Origin of the sequence: Pseudomonas sp. W2Aug9 (assembly GCF_023127755.1) — a bacterium.
GTDB lineage: Bacteria > Pseudomonadota > Gammaproteobacteria > Pseudomonadales > Pseudomonadaceae > Aquipseudomonas > Aquipseudomonas synxantha_A.
Genome location: NZ_SPKL01000035.1, coordinates 173,363 through 187,835 on the forward strand (window position 1 = coordinate 173,363; position 14,473 = coordinate 187,835).

At 62.1% G+C, this 14,473-nt stretch carries 14 protein-coding genes; all 14 read right to left on the bottom strand.

The genetic code is table 11. The features are described 5' to 3' along the window. Nucleotides 1-124 precede the first annotated feature (124 nt). The 14 genes from E3O56_RS21520 to E3O56_RS21585 all read right to left on the bottom strand — a co-directional run bounded on the left by E3O56_RS21520 (nucleotide 125) and on the right by E3O56_RS21585 (nucleotide 14,469). Nucleotides 125-1,423: a flagellar hook-length control protein FliK gene (locus tag E3O56_RS21520; protein ID WP_228308795.1), complete on the bottom strand. Its 1,299-nt coding sequence runs from the start codon at nucleotides 1,421-1,423 to the stop codon at nucleotides 125-127. A 69-nt stretch (nucleotides 1,424-1,492) separates the two neighbouring features. Further along, entirely contained in the window at nucleotides 1,493-1,849 is a 357-nt protein-coding gene (locus tag E3O56_RS21525) for an Hpt domain-containing protein (protein ID WP_032880065.1), read from the bottom strand. A gap of 30 nt (nucleotides 1,850-1,879) precedes the next feature. After that, nucleotides 1,880-3,598, bottom strand: coding sequence for a fused response regulator/phosphatase (locus E3O56_RS21530; protein ID WP_248128969.1), 1,719 nt, complete (start codon nucleotides 3,596-3,598; stop codon nucleotides 1,880-1,882). Continuing rightward, entirely contained in the window at nucleotides 3,595-3,900 is a 306-nt protein-coding gene (locus tag E3O56_RS21535) for an STAS domain-containing protein (RefSeq protein ID WP_103733684.1), read from the bottom strand. The genes E3O56_RS21530 and E3O56_RS21535 overlap by 4 nt, the downstream gene beginning before the upstream one ends. A gap of 86 nt (nucleotides 3,901-3,986) precedes the next feature. After that, complete coding sequence (fliJ, locus tag E3O56_RS21540; RefSeq protein ID WP_005790077.1) at nucleotides 3,987-4,436, bottom strand: flagellar export protein FliJ; 450 nt, start codon at nucleotides 4,434-4,436, stop codon at nucleotides 3,987-3,989. 3 nt (nucleotides 4,437-4,439) lie between these two features. After that, nucleotides 4,440-5,798, bottom strand: coding sequence for a flagellar protein export ATPase FliI (fliI, locus tag E3O56_RS21545; protein ID WP_194438866.1), 1,359 nt, complete (start codon nucleotides 5,796-5,798; stop codon nucleotides 4,440-4,442). After that, nucleotides 5,788-6,552 carry a flagellar assembly protein FliH gene (fliH, locus tag E3O56_RS21550; protein ID WP_032880062.1) on the bottom strand — a complete coding sequence of 255 codons (765 nt, stop codon included), beginning with the start codon at nucleotides 6,550-6,552 and terminating at the stop codon, nucleotides 5,788-5,790. Before fliH ends, fliI begins: the two co-directional genes overlap by 11 nt. Before the next feature lie 10 nt (nucleotides 6,553-6,562). Next, nucleotides 6,563-7,579, bottom strand: a complete 1,017-nt coding sequence (gene fliG, locus E3O56_RS21555) for a flagellar motor switch protein FliG (protein ID WP_003192957.1) — start codon at nucleotides 7,577-7,579, stop codon at nucleotides 6,563-6,565. Continuing rightward, nucleotides 7,572-9,347, bottom strand: coding sequence for a flagellar basal-body MS-ring/collar protein FliF (gene fliF, locus E3O56_RS21560; RefSeq protein ID WP_032880061.1), 1,776 nt, complete (start codon nucleotides 9,345-9,347; stop codon nucleotides 7,572-7,574). The genes fliG and fliF overlap by 8 nt, the downstream gene beginning before the upstream one ends. Nucleotides 9,348-9,363: 16 nt before the next feature. Then, on the bottom strand, nucleotides 9,364-9,693 hold the full coding sequence (fliE, locus tag E3O56_RS21565) for a flagellar hook-basal body complex protein FliE (RefSeq protein ID WP_005790083.1): 330 nt from the start codon (nucleotides 9,691-9,693) through the stop codon (nucleotides 9,364-9,366). Between the two features lie 131 nt (nucleotides 9,694-9,824). Further along, the gene (locus E3O56_RS21570) at nucleotides 9,825-11,201 is read right to left on the bottom strand and encodes a sigma-54 dependent transcriptional regulator (protein ID WP_032880060.1); all 1,377 of its coding nucleotides are present in this window, start codon (nucleotides 11,199-11,201) and stop codon (nucleotides 9,825-9,827) included. Nucleotides 11,202-11,208: 7 nt separating this feature from the next. Beyond that, complete coding sequence (locus E3O56_RS21575) at nucleotides 11,209-12,420, bottom strand: ATP-binding protein (RefSeq protein ID WP_005790086.1); 1,212 nt, start codon at nucleotides 12,418-12,420, stop codon at nucleotides 11,209-11,211. Nucleotides 12,421-12,530: 110 nt separating this feature from the next. Then, nucleotides 12,531-14,003, bottom strand: coding sequence for a sigma-54 dependent transcriptional regulator (locus tag E3O56_RS21580; protein ID WP_032880059.1), 1,473 nt, complete (start codon nucleotides 14,001-14,003; stop codon nucleotides 12,531-12,533). A 169-nt stretch (nucleotides 14,004-14,172) separates the two neighbouring features. After that, nucleotides 14,173-14,469: a hypothetical protein gene (locus tag E3O56_RS21585; protein ID WP_014719354.1), complete on the bottom strand. Its 297-nt coding sequence runs from the start codon at nucleotides 14,467-14,469 to the stop codon at nucleotides 14,173-14,175. Nucleotides 14,470-14,473: the final 4 nt, after the last annotated feature.

Here is a 14,473-nt window from a genome sequence, read left to right on the forward strand (position 1 = left end):
AACCCAAATAAAATGTGGGAGCTGGCTTGCCTGCGATGGCGGTGGGTCAGTTCACATATGTGTCACTGATACACCGCCATCGCAGGCAAGCCAGCTCCCACACTGACCGGGTTTGGACAGGAAGTCAGGCGTAGTAGTCGACCGCGCTGGAGCCGATCACGCTCTGGCTCACGGGCCCCGCCACTTCGGCCAAGTCCACAGGGCCACCAGCGTCGCCGCTGTCAGCACGCCTGCCGCTGCCGCTCACCCCCCGCGCCTGGCCCTGCTGTTGCTGCTGGTCCTGCCCACGGGACTGGTCGGACACATTCACATCCACCTGCCCCATCCCCTGCTGGGCAAACATCTCACGCAAGCGGCCAGACTGGCTTTCCAGCGCTTCACGCACCACCGCATGGCCGCTCATGAAATTGACCTGGGCCTGCTGGTCCGCCGTCATGTTGACCTTGATATCCAGACGTCCCAGCTCAGCCGGCTGCAACTGGATCTCGGCCGACTTGAGGTTGGCGCTGGAGAGGTACATCACGCGGTTGACGACCTCTTCGGTCCAGCCGCTCTGGTGCATGGCCAGCGGTGCATTGGCAACCGGCGGCAAGGCGTTGGCGGTTTTGGGCGTGGCGGCCTGGGTCAGCGCGGCGAGGCGGTTGGCGAAATCGTCCACGCGGGTGTCGCTGCTGGCGTTCTTGAGGTCCTTGAGGCCGTCATCGATCAACGCGCCAAACGCCTTGTCGCCACCCTGGTCGGTGCTGTCCTTGGTGGCTTGCTGGTCGACCATCGTGGCCAGGCCAGCGGCAAAGCTCTGCGCGGCGGTCGGTTGATCCGTAGGGGCGGCTGCGCTTTTCTGCGGCGTCTGGCTGCTGGCCGACACATGACCGCCCTGCTCCATCGCCAGGCGTACGGCCGGCATCGCATCCAGGGGATCAGCCTGCGGGTCGAAGGCCTCCTCGACCACAGCGACCACCGGCTGGGCCTTGGCGTCCTCGTCAACCGCCGACACTTGTACAGGCACCGCCACCGGCGTCGCGGCGGCGATTACCGCAGGGTCGACAACAGGGTCTACCGCAGGTGACTGCGCCAGAACTGGATCGCTGGGTTTATCGCCCTCGGTGCCGGCGCTGTCATCGGGCTTGGCCGACGGCTTGGCAGGCAAGGGATTGCCGCTATCGGCAACCGCCGGCTTGCTGGCGGCAGGCTTGTCGCTGCCGGCAGCCGGTTTGGCGCCGGTATCGGAAGGCTTGTCACGCGTGACCTTATTGGGGGTGTCGTCGCCCTTCAGCGTCGGCTTGGCGCCCTGGTTGGCAAACACTTGAGCAAAGCCTGCGCCCTTGTCTCGCGGGGCCGCAACCGCTACCGGCGGGTTAGCGGCAGGCGCTGACGGCTTGGCCGCAGGGGCAGCCTGAAGGAGCGAATTGGGGGCGACTGGCATGGGTAAGGTTCTCCACTGCATGGGGTCGGGGATGCAGTCTGTGGAGATAGAGCAAGAGTCGGGCCAGGTTTAGCGCGATGATTCAGAAACTGAACGTTGGCGCTCCGACTCATACAGCGGCCGGACCAACGCGAACTCATGATCGATCTGGTCAACCAATTCGCCCAGATCCGATGATGGCTTGACGGACTCAGCCTCCAGGCGCTGACACAGCTGCGCCAGCCGCACCGCCCCAAGGTGGCCACTGCTGCCTTTGAAACTGTGCGCAATCTGTCCCAATGCCTTGGCATCGTCGCGCGCGTCGCGCAGCGCTTCGATGCGCTTTTGCGAGTCATCGAGGAAGGTGTCGAGCAGTTTGGGATACTCACCCTCCATGACGTCCTGCAAACCCGACAACACGTCGGGGTCCAGATGAATCTCAGCCACTTGCTCGCTCCTTGATCAAGAATCAGCGGATTATGCCAGAGCTTCCCAGCAAAACTCCACGCAGACACGGCGCCCGCCCTCGGACCAGCGTACAGCGCTGCTCAGTTGACGCACCAGGTTCAGCCCTCGGCCAGACAGACGGTCAACTTCCAAGGGCCGCGCCAGCTCCTGTTCGACATCAAAACCCGGCCCGCTGTCTTCGATGCACAGGGTCATCTTGCCGCCCTTATCGGTCGGTACCACCTGCACATCCACGCGCACGTAGCCACTGCTCAGCTGCGCCAGACGCTCATTGCGCTGATGATAATACTGCGCAAAACCTTGCGCATCGCGCTTGAGCCGTGAGTCCAGGCCCAGCACACCATGTTCCAGGGCATTGGAATACAACTCCGCCATCACGCTGTACAGCGCGCCGCTCTGCTCGCGCAACCCATGGATCTCCAGCAGCAGTTGCAGCAGGTACGGCAGCGGATTGTAGCGCTGCAGCGTCTGGGCGCGAAACTCGAAACCCACCGACCAATCCAGCGGGCACGACTGGCCGCTGTCGGCATACATCGGCTCGGCCACTCGCAGCGCCTGGTCGGAGAGCAGAGTGATCTCGACCATGCTGACGTCATCGCGCGCCAGCCCCCGAAACGTAGCCAGGGCGTGCTCGATATCCTCAAACAGGCGGTCAGGCTCGCGGTTGGCAGCGAACACCTGTTGCAACCGCTCGGCGCCGAACAGTTGATCATTGGTGTCAGCCGTATCCAGCACGCCATCGGAGAGCAGAAACACCCGGTCGCCCAAGGCCATGGGCCAGACCTCGGTGCTGTCATCAAAGCTTTCCGCCGACAGCACGCCCAGGGGCAGATGCCGCGACATCAGCGGCGTGCGCTTGCCAGTGGCGACTTCATGCACATAGCCTTCGGGCATACCGCCGTTCCACACCTCGACCGCACGCCGCTGGGCGCTCAGGCACAACAAGGTGGCGCAACAGAACATGTCCACCGGCAGGATGCGCTTGAGCTTGGCGTTCATCTCCCGCAAGGTCTGCGTAAGGCCGTAGCCCTTGGCAGTCATGCCGTAGAACACTTCGGCCAACGGCATGGCGCCAATGGCGGCCGGCAAGCCATGGCCGGTGAAATCGCCGAGCAGCACGTGCATGTCACCGGACGGCGTGTAGGCCGCCAGCAGCAAATCACCGTTGAACAAGGCATAGGGCGATTGCAGGTAGCGGATATTGGGTGCGGCATTGATACAGCCGGAGTGGGCAACCTTGTCGAACACCGCCTTGGCTGCCCGCTGCTCATGCATCAGGTGCTCGTGGTGCCTGGCGATCAGGTCGCGTTGTTGCAAGACCGTGGCCTGCAGGCGGCGCAGGCGATCCATGGCGTTGATCTTCGCCGCCAATATCAGGGGGTTGTAAGGTTTGGGCAAGAAGTCGTCGCCGCCGGCGTCCAGGCATTGGGCCAGCGCTTCGCTTTCGCGCAGGGAGGTGAGGAAGATGATCGGCACCAGCGCCTCCCCCGCCAACTGCTTGATCTGCCGGGCGGCTTCAAAGCCGTCCATCACCGGCATCAGCGCATCCATCAGCACCAGTTGCGGGCGCTCATGACGGAAGATCTCCACCGCCTCGGCACCGTTGCTGGCAGTCAGCACCTGATGGCCCTGGCGGCGGATGATGGTCGACAGCAACAGCCGATCGGCGGCGCTGTCTTCGGCGATCAGGATAGTCAGCGCCTCAAGGACCGGGGCCAAGGCGCTCAACTGATATCGAACAGTTTGTCGAAGTTGGAAATGGCGAGGATCTTGCGCACGTCGGGGTTGCTATTAACCACGCGAATATCGGACGTATCGCCACCCGTGTGGTCACGCAGCAACAAGAGCATGCCCAGGGCCGAACTGTCCATGTAGGTGGTCCTCCTCAAGTCCACCACAACAGTCTCCGGCTTGGGGTAAACATGCTCGTAGACATTGCGAAAGTCTTGGTGGCTGCCGAAATCGAACCGGCCCTTGATTGCGATCGTCAACTTCTTCCCATCCAGGGATACATCGGACTCGATTGACATGTGACTGCTTCCTTGTCATTGGCACTGTGCAACAAGGTTTAGCAGGCGAACCGGATCTGAGCAACACATCTATCCTGCGTCGCTGGTTAGAATTGTTCCTGGCGGGGCAGGCGTTGGGACAATTCATCAAGCAGCTTTTGCTCGCGCTTATCTTCAATCGCCCGCGCTTCGTCGATATAGCGCTGCACCAGCTTGCGCAAACCTTCCACGCGGGCAAACGCCTGCTGCCAGCTTTCCCGGGCTTTATCGAGGTTGTTCTGGTGCCAGGCCAGGCTCTGGCGCTGTTGGCCGACGGCTGTTTCAAGCTGATTGAGAAAGCCCTGATACCCCATCAACCACTGGCCCGATACGCCCTTGCTGCCGCGCTCGATCCACTGTTGTTGGTACTCCAGGCGAAAGCGTTCCAGGTCGCCCAGCTTGCTCTCTGCCAGGCGCACCTGGCCTTGAAAGTAACCCAGGCGTTGCACGGCGGTTTTCTCGGCCTTTTCGGCCATTTCCACCACCGGGGCCAGGCGCGCGGCGCGGCTGTTGGCCATGGCTTAACCGCCTGGCGCGGGGGCGAAGATGGACTGCAGATGCGCTTCGCTTTCGCCCATGCTGATCTTGTCATTGAGGCCCTGGCGCAGGTAGTTCACCAGCTGTGGTTGCAAGGCAATGGCCAGGTCGGTGTCGCGATCGCCGCCGGCCACATAGGCGCCGACGCTGATCAGGTCGCGGCTCTGCTGGTAACGCGACCACAGTTGCTTGAACTGCTGCGCACGGGCCATATGCTCAGGGGTGACCACCGCCGGCATCACCCGGCTGATGGACGCTTCGATGTCGATGGCCGGGTAGTGCCCTTCTTCTGCCAGGCGTCGCGACAGCACAATGTGGCCGTCGAGCACGCCCCGCGCCGAGTCGGCAATCGGATCTTGCTGGTCGTCGCCTTCGGACAACACGGTATAAAACGCAGTGATCGAGCCACCGCCGGCCTCGGCATTACCGGCGCGCTCCACCAGCTTGGGCAGTTTGGCGAACACCGACGGCGGATAGCCTTTGGTGGCCGGTGGCTCACCAATGGCCAAGGCGATTTCCCGCTGGGCCTGGGCGAAACGCGTGAGCGAATCCATCAGCAGCAGCACATTCTTGCCCTTGTCACGGAAATACTCGGCGATGCGTGTGCAGTACATGGCTGCGCGCAGGCGCATCAGTGGCGCATCGTCCGCAGGCGACGCTACCACCACCGAGCGCTTGAGCCCTTCTTCACCAAGGCTGTGCTCGATGAACTCCTTGACCTCACGGCCCCGCTCACCGATCAGCCCGACCACGATGATGTCGGCCTCGGTAAAGCGCGTCATCATGCCCAGCAACACCGACTTACCCACGCCGGTACCGGCGAACAGGCCCAGGCGCTGGCCGCGGCCGACCGTCAATAAACCGTTGATGCTGCGAATGCCCACGTCCAGCGGCACGCTGATGGGGTTGCGGTTGAGCGGGTTGATGGTGGGGCCGTCCATCGGCACCCAGTCTTCGGCCTTCATGCCGCCCTTGCCATCCAGCGCACGCCCGGCGCCGTCGAGTACGCGGCCGAGCATACTCATGCCCATGGGCAGGCGGCCAGTGTCGGCCAGCGGTACCACGCGAGCACCCGGGGCGATACCGGCCAGGCTGCCCACCGGCATCAGGAAAATCTTGCTGCCGGAAAAACCCATCACCTCGGCTTCGACCTGCACCGGGTGGTAGCTGTCGTCATTGATCACCAGGCAGCGGCTGCCCATGGCGGCGCGCAAGCCCTCGGCTTCAAGGGTCAGGCCAACCATGCGCAACAAGCGCCCTTCAAGGATCGGCTGGCCAGGCAATTCGGTTGCCTCGGCGTAGCTGCTCAGGCGCTTGGCAAAGCTGGTGCGATCAAGGCGCATCGGGGGCGTCCAGGTCAACGCTCACGTCAGGCGCTGCCGGATGCAGGGCTTGCTCATGCAGTTGATCCAACAATTTGGCCATGATCTGGCTGATGCGGGTTTCCACCGTGGCATCGATGCGGCTGTGTTCGGTTTCGACACGGCACCCACCGGGTTGCAACGAAGCGTCCTCGACGATGCGCCAGGTTTCTTCATGGCGCTCGCGCAAGGCTTTGACCTGCTCGAAATCCTGGGGGTTGATGTACAGCCGCACATTGCCGACGCCCAGGGGCAGCAACTTGAGGGCTTCACGCATCACGCTTTCGATCTGGCTGGAGTCCAGCACCAGTTCACGCTGGATCACCTGGCGGGCAATGTGCTGCACCAGGTCGACCATGGATTTTTCCAGTTGGGTGTCCTGCTCGGCAATCGGGTCGAACAGGTTGCCCATCAGGCGTTCCAGGCTGGCCAGCTGGGTGCCCAGCGCTGCCTCGGCTTCCTGGCGGACCTTGAGGGTGGTGCTGCGAAAACCGTCTTTCTCACCCGCCGCAAAGCCTTCGTTGTAGGCTTCCTGGCGGATGGCTTCAAGCTCTTCGAGGGTCAGTGGCTGGACTTCATCCAGCGGCACTTCTTCCATTTCCACCGGAAGCTCTTCGACCGGCTCAGGCTCGGGCTCCGGCACATGGGGGTCGAAGCTGGGCAACGACCAGATGTCGAACCCGCCGACATCCCGCGCGCGAATCAGATCGCTGGGCGTCTCATCTTTGTTCGACATGCAAGGCGCCTTAGATCATTTCTTCGCCGCCCTTCCCGCCGAGAACGATTTCTCCGGCTTCGGCCATACGGCGGGCAATGGTGAGGATTTCCTTCTGCGCGGTTTCCACATCGCTGACGCGCACCGGGCCCTTGGCTTCCAGGTCGTCACGCAACAGTTCGGATGCGCGCTTGGACATGTTCTTGAAGATTTTCTCTTTGACGTTTTCGTCCGAGCCCTTGAGGGCCAGCACCAACACGTCGGAGGAGACTTCACGCAACAGCGCCTGGATGCCACGGTCGTCGACATCGGCAAGGTTGTTGAAGACGAACATCAGGTCTTCGATCTGACCGGACAGGGTGTCGTCGATCTCGCGGATCGAGTCCATCAACTGGCCTTCGACCGAGCTGTCGAGGAAGTTCATGATGTCGGCCGCGCGCTTGATGCCACCCAGGGTGGTGCGCGAGGCATTCGAGTTGCCGGAGAACTGCTTCTCCAGAATCGTGTTGAGTTCCTTGAGGGCCGCCGGTTGTACGGTGTTGAGCGACGACACGCGCAGGATGATGTCCAGGCGCACTTTGTGGTCGAAGTGGCCAAGCACTTCACCGGCCTGGTCCGGGTCCAGGTAAGCCACCACGATCGCCTGGATCTGCGGGTGTTCGTAGCGGATCACGTCGGCGACCGCACGTGGTTCCATCCACTTGAGGCTGTCCAGGCCGCTGGTGTTGCCGCCCAGCAGGATGCGGTCGATCAGGCCGTTGGCCTTGTCTTCGCCCAGCGCCGAGGTGAGCATCTTGCGAATGTAGCTGTCGGAGCCGACGCCCAGGCTGGTCTGGTCGCCGACGATCTCGACGAACTCGCTCATCACCTGCTCGACTTGCTCGCGGTGCACGTTGCGCATCTGCGCCATCGCCACGCCGACACGCTGGACCTCTTTGGGGCCCATGTGGCGCAGCACTTGGGCAGCGTCGGTTTCACCCAGGGACAGCAGCAACACGGCGGCTTTGTCGACCCGAGAGAGCTTGGCCACAGCGGCTCGATCATTCATCAGCGTTAATCCACTCTTTCACGACCTGGGCCACACGGCCCGGGTCTTCTGCCACCAGACTCTTGATTGCGTTCAACTGAGCGTCATAGCCTTCGCTCGGGCTTGGCAACAGGATGCTTTGCGGGCCGCCAAGGCTGACGCGGTCGTTGGCCAGTTCGCCATCCAGGCCGCCCATGCCACCCAACTCGACGTCGCCACCTGCGAGCGCAAGCTGTTTCTTGCCGCCGCCGGTGATGTTGTTGAGCACCGGGCGCAGCACGCCGAACACCAGCACCAGGATGAACAACACCCCCAGCACTTGCTTGACGATGTCCCAGAACCACGGCTGGGTGTAGAACGCAGGGTCGCTGATCACTTCAGCGCGCTCGGCGGAGAACGGCATGTTGATCACACTGACGCTGTCGCCACGGCTGGCGTCGAAACCGACGGCGTCCTGTACCAGGCGGGTGAAGCGCGCCAATTCGTCGGCGGTCCAGGGCGCACGGGTCACGGCGCCATCGGCTGGGTTGACCTTGACCTGGTCATCGACCACCACCGACACCGACAGGCGATTGATCTTGCCCTGTTGCTGCTTGGTGTGGCTGATAGAGCGATCGAGTTCGAAGTTCTTGGTGGACTGGTTACGCTTGTCCGCCGGGTACGGTGCGAGCATCGGCTGGCCGGTGGCCGGGTCCATGATCTGCTGGCCGTTGGCATCCAGCAGCGGCTGGCCAGGCTGGATCGCGCCAGCAGTGGCAGCGGCGCCGCCAGTGGTCTGCGGTGCCGAGGCGGCTGACGGTGGCTGGTTGCTCAAGGCCCCCGGCACACCTTGCGGGCCATTGGCGGCGGTGCGCTGCTCGCTGGTGGACTGCTCGCTGCGCAGGGCCGGCTGGTCAGGGTTGAACTGTTCGGAGGTCGATTCGACAGCGCTGAAGTCTACGTCGGCGGACACTTCAGCCTTGTAGCGGTCGTTGCCCAGCACCGGTTGCAGGATGTTGTGCACGCGCTGGGTGAGCATGCTTTCCATGCGGCGGCTGTAGTCGAATTGCTTGCCGGCCTGGGTCAGCGCGGAGTTTTCGGCCATGTCGGAGAGCAGGTTGCCCTTCTGATCGACCACGGTGATTTGCGACTTGCTCAATTCGGGAACGCTGGTGGCCACCAGGTTGACGATCGCCAGCACCTGGCCAGGCTCCAGGGAGCGGCCGGCAAACAGTTCGACCAGTACCGAAGCGCTGGGCTTGCGTTCGTCACGCACGAACACCGAGCTTTTCGGAATCGCCAGGTGCACACGGGCACCCTTGACGTTATTCAGGCTGGAGATGGTGCGCGCCAGTTCGCCTTCCAGGCCACGGCGATAACGGGTGGCTTCCATGAACTGGCTGGTGCCCAGGCCCTGGTCCTTGTCGAGAATCTCGAAACCGATATTGCTGTCGGACGGCGCCACGCCAGCGGCGGCCAGTTTCATCCGTGCACGGGCCACGTCATCAGACTTGACCAGCAAGGCGCCGGAGTTGGGCTCCACGGTGTAAGCGATGTCGGCAGCGGCGAGGGTTTCCATGATCTGCTTGGAATCCATGCCCGACAGGCTGCCGTACAGTGGGCGGTAATCGGGTTGTTGCGACCACAACACCACGGCAAAACCAATCGCCACGCTGGCCGCCAGGCCGACCATCAGGCCCACCTGACGCAGCATGGTCATTTGCGAGAGGTTTTCCAGGAACGACAGGCCAAACAACGGCGGCTTGCCGTCTGCCTTGGCGGGGAGGTTGTCGGAGAGTGCTTCTGCCATGACTTAAATCTCGTCCTTAAACCGGCATCTGCATGATGTCTTGATAAGCCTGAACCAGCTTGTTACGCACTTGAGTCAAGGCCTGGAAGGACACACTGGCCTTTTGCGAGGCGACCATCACATCGGTGAGGTCCACGCCGCTTTTACCGATCTCGAACGCCGTTGCCAACTGGCTGGAGGCCTGTTGGGTATCACTGACTTTATTGATTGCCTGACCGAGCATGTCGGCAAAACTGCTTTGGCCCAATTCCGGCGCTGGCGCGACGGATTTCGGTTGAGCCATGGCATCCATTTGCATGGCGCGCATATCCAACATCAACCGATTGAACTCAATACCCTGGCTCATGACCTTCTCTCTCCGACGACCCGCAATTTTTTGACACTACGCAGCGGTTACTAGGGGTGGAAGCAACAAGGGTGCCAGCTCTGGAGCAACTCGTAAGAAAAGGCGACAAAGCTTGTAGAACTTGTTACCGGTCATGTGGCGAAAAGATAAGCTTCCACATCCATACCAGCATCGCGCATCTGCGCCAGCTTGTAGCGCAAGGTGCGCGGGCTGATGCCGAGGCGCTCGGCCGCTTCTTTGCGGCGGCCACGCTCAGCGCGCAGGGTGTCGATGATCATCTGGAATTCACGGCGGCGCAGGTCATCGCCCAGGGCACCGGCCGATTCTGCCTCGGCAACCACCGGCGCTGGCGCCAGGCTGGGCAACGGCGCAGCACCATTGCCCATGGCCAGGCAAAAATCCTGGGGCTGGATCAACCCGCCCTGCTGCAAAATCAGCGCACGCTGGATGGCATTGTCCAGCTCGCGCACGTTGCCCGGCCACGGATAGCTGACCAGGCACGCCTGAGCCTGCGGCGATAACCGCGCCTGGGCATGCTTCATTTTTTTGACGTGGTTGTTCAGCAGGCGCTCGGCCAACGGAATGATATCCGCCGGGCGCTCGCGCAACGGGCGCCAGGCCAGGGGGAACACCGAGAGGCGGTAGAACAGGTCTTCCCGGAAGCGCCCCGCCGCCACTTCGCCGGCCAGGTCGCGGTTGGTGGTGGCAACCACGCGGATATCCAGCTGGATCGGCTTGCGTGCCCCCACGCGCTCCACTTCACGCTCCTGCAACACACGCAGCAACTTGGCTTGCAGGCCCAGGGGCATTTCCGAGATTTCGTCGAGCAGGATGGTGCCGCCGTCGGCCTGTTCGAACTTGCCGGCCTGGGCCGCGATGGCGCCGGTGAACGAGCCCTTTTCATGGCCGAACAACGTCGCTTCGAGCATGTTGTCGGGGATCGCCGCACAGTTGATCGCAATGAACGGTTGCTGGGCACGGCTGGACTGCTGGTGGATGTAGCGTGCCAACACTTCTTTACCGGTGCCGGATTCGCCGGAAATCAGCACAGTGGAATCACTGCGCGCCACCCGCGCTGCCAGTTCCAGCAATTGCGCGCTGGCCGGTTCAAAGGCTATCGGGCCGTCACCCTCGCCCGCCGACATCACACCCAGGGCATGTCGGGCGACCAGCTCGATCAACGCCTTGGGCTCGAACGGTTTGACCAGGTAATCCGCCGCACCCTGGCGCATGGCGTCCACCGCCCGCTCCACGGCGCCATGGGCAGTCATCAGCAGCACCGGCAGCTGCGGCTGGCGCGCACGCAGCAGGCCGAGCAACTGGTGGCCGTCCATGCCGGGCATGTTCACATCGCTGACCACCAGGCTGAAGGCTTCCTGCTCGACCGCCGCCAAGGCCTCCTCGGCAGAGCCGACCGCACGGTAGTCATGGCCCGCCAACAGCAGCGTGTCAGCCAATGCTTCACGCAGGGCGCGATCGTCTTCCACCAATAAAACCTTGATAGCCATAATCCTTTTACTCCGCGCTCGCAGCGCTGGAAAACAGCGGCAAGGTCATCAATGCACAGGTGCCGCGCCCCAACCGGGAGCGCAACTGCAATTCTCCCTGATGGGCGCGTGCCACTGCCTTGACCACGGTCAGGCCCAGGCCAGTGCCGTTGGTCTTGGTGGTAAAAAACGGCTCGCCCAGGCGTTGCAGCACCTGGGGGTCGATGCCGCTGCCGCTGTCGCTGATACACAGGCGCAGGGTTTGTTCGCGGGCGTAGAGGTGCACTTTGAGGCGTGCATCCGGGCCGCTGGCCTGAGTGGCGTTTTCGATCAGGTTGAGCAAGGCGCCGACCAGGGTGTCGCGGTTGCACAGCAACTCGCCTTGGTGGCTGTCACATTGCCAACGCAGGTTGGCGCCCTGTACATGGGTCGCCGCCGCTGCTTGCAAGGCCTGCATCAACCCGGCAGGCGTGACACGGTCGGTCAGCGGCAATTCGCCGCGGGCAAACACCAGCATGTCGCGCACCTGGTGCTCCAATTCATGCAAGCGCTCCTTGAGGCGCCCGGCAAATCGTTGCTGAGTGGCTACAGGCAATTGCTCATCAGTCAAATGACTGGCGTAGATCAACGCCGCCGACAAGGGCGTGCGGATCTGATGCGCCAACGAGGCGACCATCCTGCCCAACGACGACAGCCGCTCATGACGGGCCAACTGGTCTTGCAGGTGACGGGTTTGCGTCAGGTCATTGAGCAGCACCAATTGGCCTGGCTCGGCATCCAGGGAGCGAGTGGCGATAGACAGGCGGCGTCCGTCCTTGAGGGAGACTTCGTGACCGTCATCTTCTCGCGGCGCAAAGCAGCGGGTGATGACATGGCGCCACAGCTCGCCTTCCAGCGGTAGGCCCAGCAGGTCGCAGGCCGCCGGGTTGGCTTCGCGCACACGGCCCTGGTCGTCGATGACGATCACGCCACCGGGCAACAGGTCCAGAAGATTTTGCAGACGGTTGGCCAGGCGTTCCTTTTCCGCCAGCTCTTGCATGCGCTGGGCGCTGACCACCGCCAGCTCGCCTTTAAGCTCGGACACCCGCGCCTCAAGCAGACTGTAGGAGTCGGTCAGTTGGCTCGACATCTGGTTGAACTGCGAGAACGCTTGTTCCAGGCCCTGGCGGGTCGGCGGTTCTACAGGCGAAACCAGCCCCTGGATGGCAGGGGCCGAAGATAGTTGGGCGGCGTGGGGCATGATGCTCTCTCGCTTGGCTGACCGTCAGTTAAACGGAACGTTGCGAGGGCTGTAGCAATACCCGTGCCGAAAAAAATCTACCTATAAATCAGCTAGTTGAAAAACAGGCGTCAATCATCCGCCTGTTCATCACCTTCTTTGCGGCTCATACCGTACTTGCGCATCTTCTCCACCAGGGTGGTGCGGCGGATGCGCAGACGCTCGGCGGCGCGGGCAACGATGCCATGCGCATCGTCCAGGGCCTGCTGGATCAACCCTTGTTCCAGGTTACCGAGGTAGTCCTTGAGGTCAAGACCTTCGGGCGGCAGCATGGCGGTGGCACCGAAGTCCGGGGTATGACCGTTGATGGCCACGCGCTCTTCCATGTCACTGCGCAGGCTGTCCATCTGCTCGTCTTCATCATCGACGTAGCGGAATTTCTTCGGCAACTCGACCACGCCGATCACCCCGTACGGATGCATGATCGCCATGCGCTCCACCAGGTTGGCCAGCTCACGCACGTTACCCGGCCAGCCGTGGCGGCACAGGGACATGATCGCAGCGGAGTTGAAACGAATGGAGCCGCGTTTTTCGTGCTCCATGCGCGAGATCAGCTCGTTCATCAGCAACGGGATGTCTTCCACGCGCTCGCGCAGCGGGGCCATCTCGATGGGGAATACGTTGAGGCGGTAGTACAGGTCTTCGCGGAAGCTGCCGACCTCGATCATGCTTTCGAGGTTCTTGTGGGTGGCGGCAATGATGCGCACGTCCACGCTCTGGGTCTTGTTGCTGCCCACGCGCTCGAAGGTGCGCTCCTGCAACACACGCAGCAACTTGACCTGCATCGGCAGTGGCATGTCGCCGATTTCGTCAAGGAACAGCGTGCCGCCATTGGCCAGCTCGAAACGCCCGGCACGGCTGGTGATCGCCCCGGTAAAGGCGCCCTTCTCGTGGCCGAACAGCTCGCTTTCCAGCAGCTCTGCCGGGATCGCCCCGCAGTTGACCGGCACAAAAGGCCCGTCGCGACGCTTGGAGTGATAGTGCAGGTTACGTGCGACCACTTCCTTGCCGGTGCCCGACTCGCCGAGGATCAGCACGCTGGCGTCGGTGTCGGCCACTTGCTGCATCATCTGACGCACGTGCTGGATCGCCCGGCTGGTGCCGACGAGGCTGCGAAACAGGTTGGGTTCACGGTGACGGCCACGTTCGCGGGCCTGGTCGTACATCTCGCGATAGACCTGGGCGCGGTGCAGCGAATCGAGCAATTTGCTGTAGCTGGGCGGCATTTCCAGGGTGGAAAGCACGCGGCGGCGCTGGTCTTCCGGCAGGTCCACAGAAGAAATATCGCCCATCAGCAACACCGGAAGGAACTCATCCCAGGTTGACAGTGTCTTTAACAGGCCCAGAACTGCGCCAGGAGCGTTTACCGTCCCGATCAATACACAGATGACTTCACGGCTCGACGCCAACGAGCTGACCGCCTGCTGCCAATCGTGGCTGCCGCAGGGTAAATTTTCTTCACCAAGAAAATTTAAAATCACCGCTAAATCGCGGCGGCGGACGCTATCGTCATCGATCAGCAGAATTTTGGTTTCACGCCACATGCAATAGCAACTTCCCTAGTAAAACTTCCTGCCCCGGAATGAGGGCAATCAAGACGCCTGTAAGATTTGTTACCTACTAGACGTCTGAAATCTGAAAACAGCACTAGTTAAGTCAAAAATGCTGGCACAGTCAAATATATGACGCGCCGTGCGGATTAACTGCGCCCGTTCAACCGAAGAGATGGTAAACCTTTGACGCATTTTTCGCTTGGTTGATCTGCGACATCTCTTCGAAAATCGCCTGGCGCTCGCCGGTCGTGACCTCCAGCAACTGCTGATACACCACCAACAGGCTTTCCAGTTTCTCGCGCAAGGCGCCCTCGTCCACCGGCGCTTCGCTGAGCACCTCATCAATCACCGCGCGGCAACCCAGGTCCAACTCGCCCACGGCTTCCCAATTGCGCTCAGCCAGCGCGCCGAGAAGGGCTTCGCGGGTTTCGTCGATGCGTTGCAGTGCATGGCTCATGATG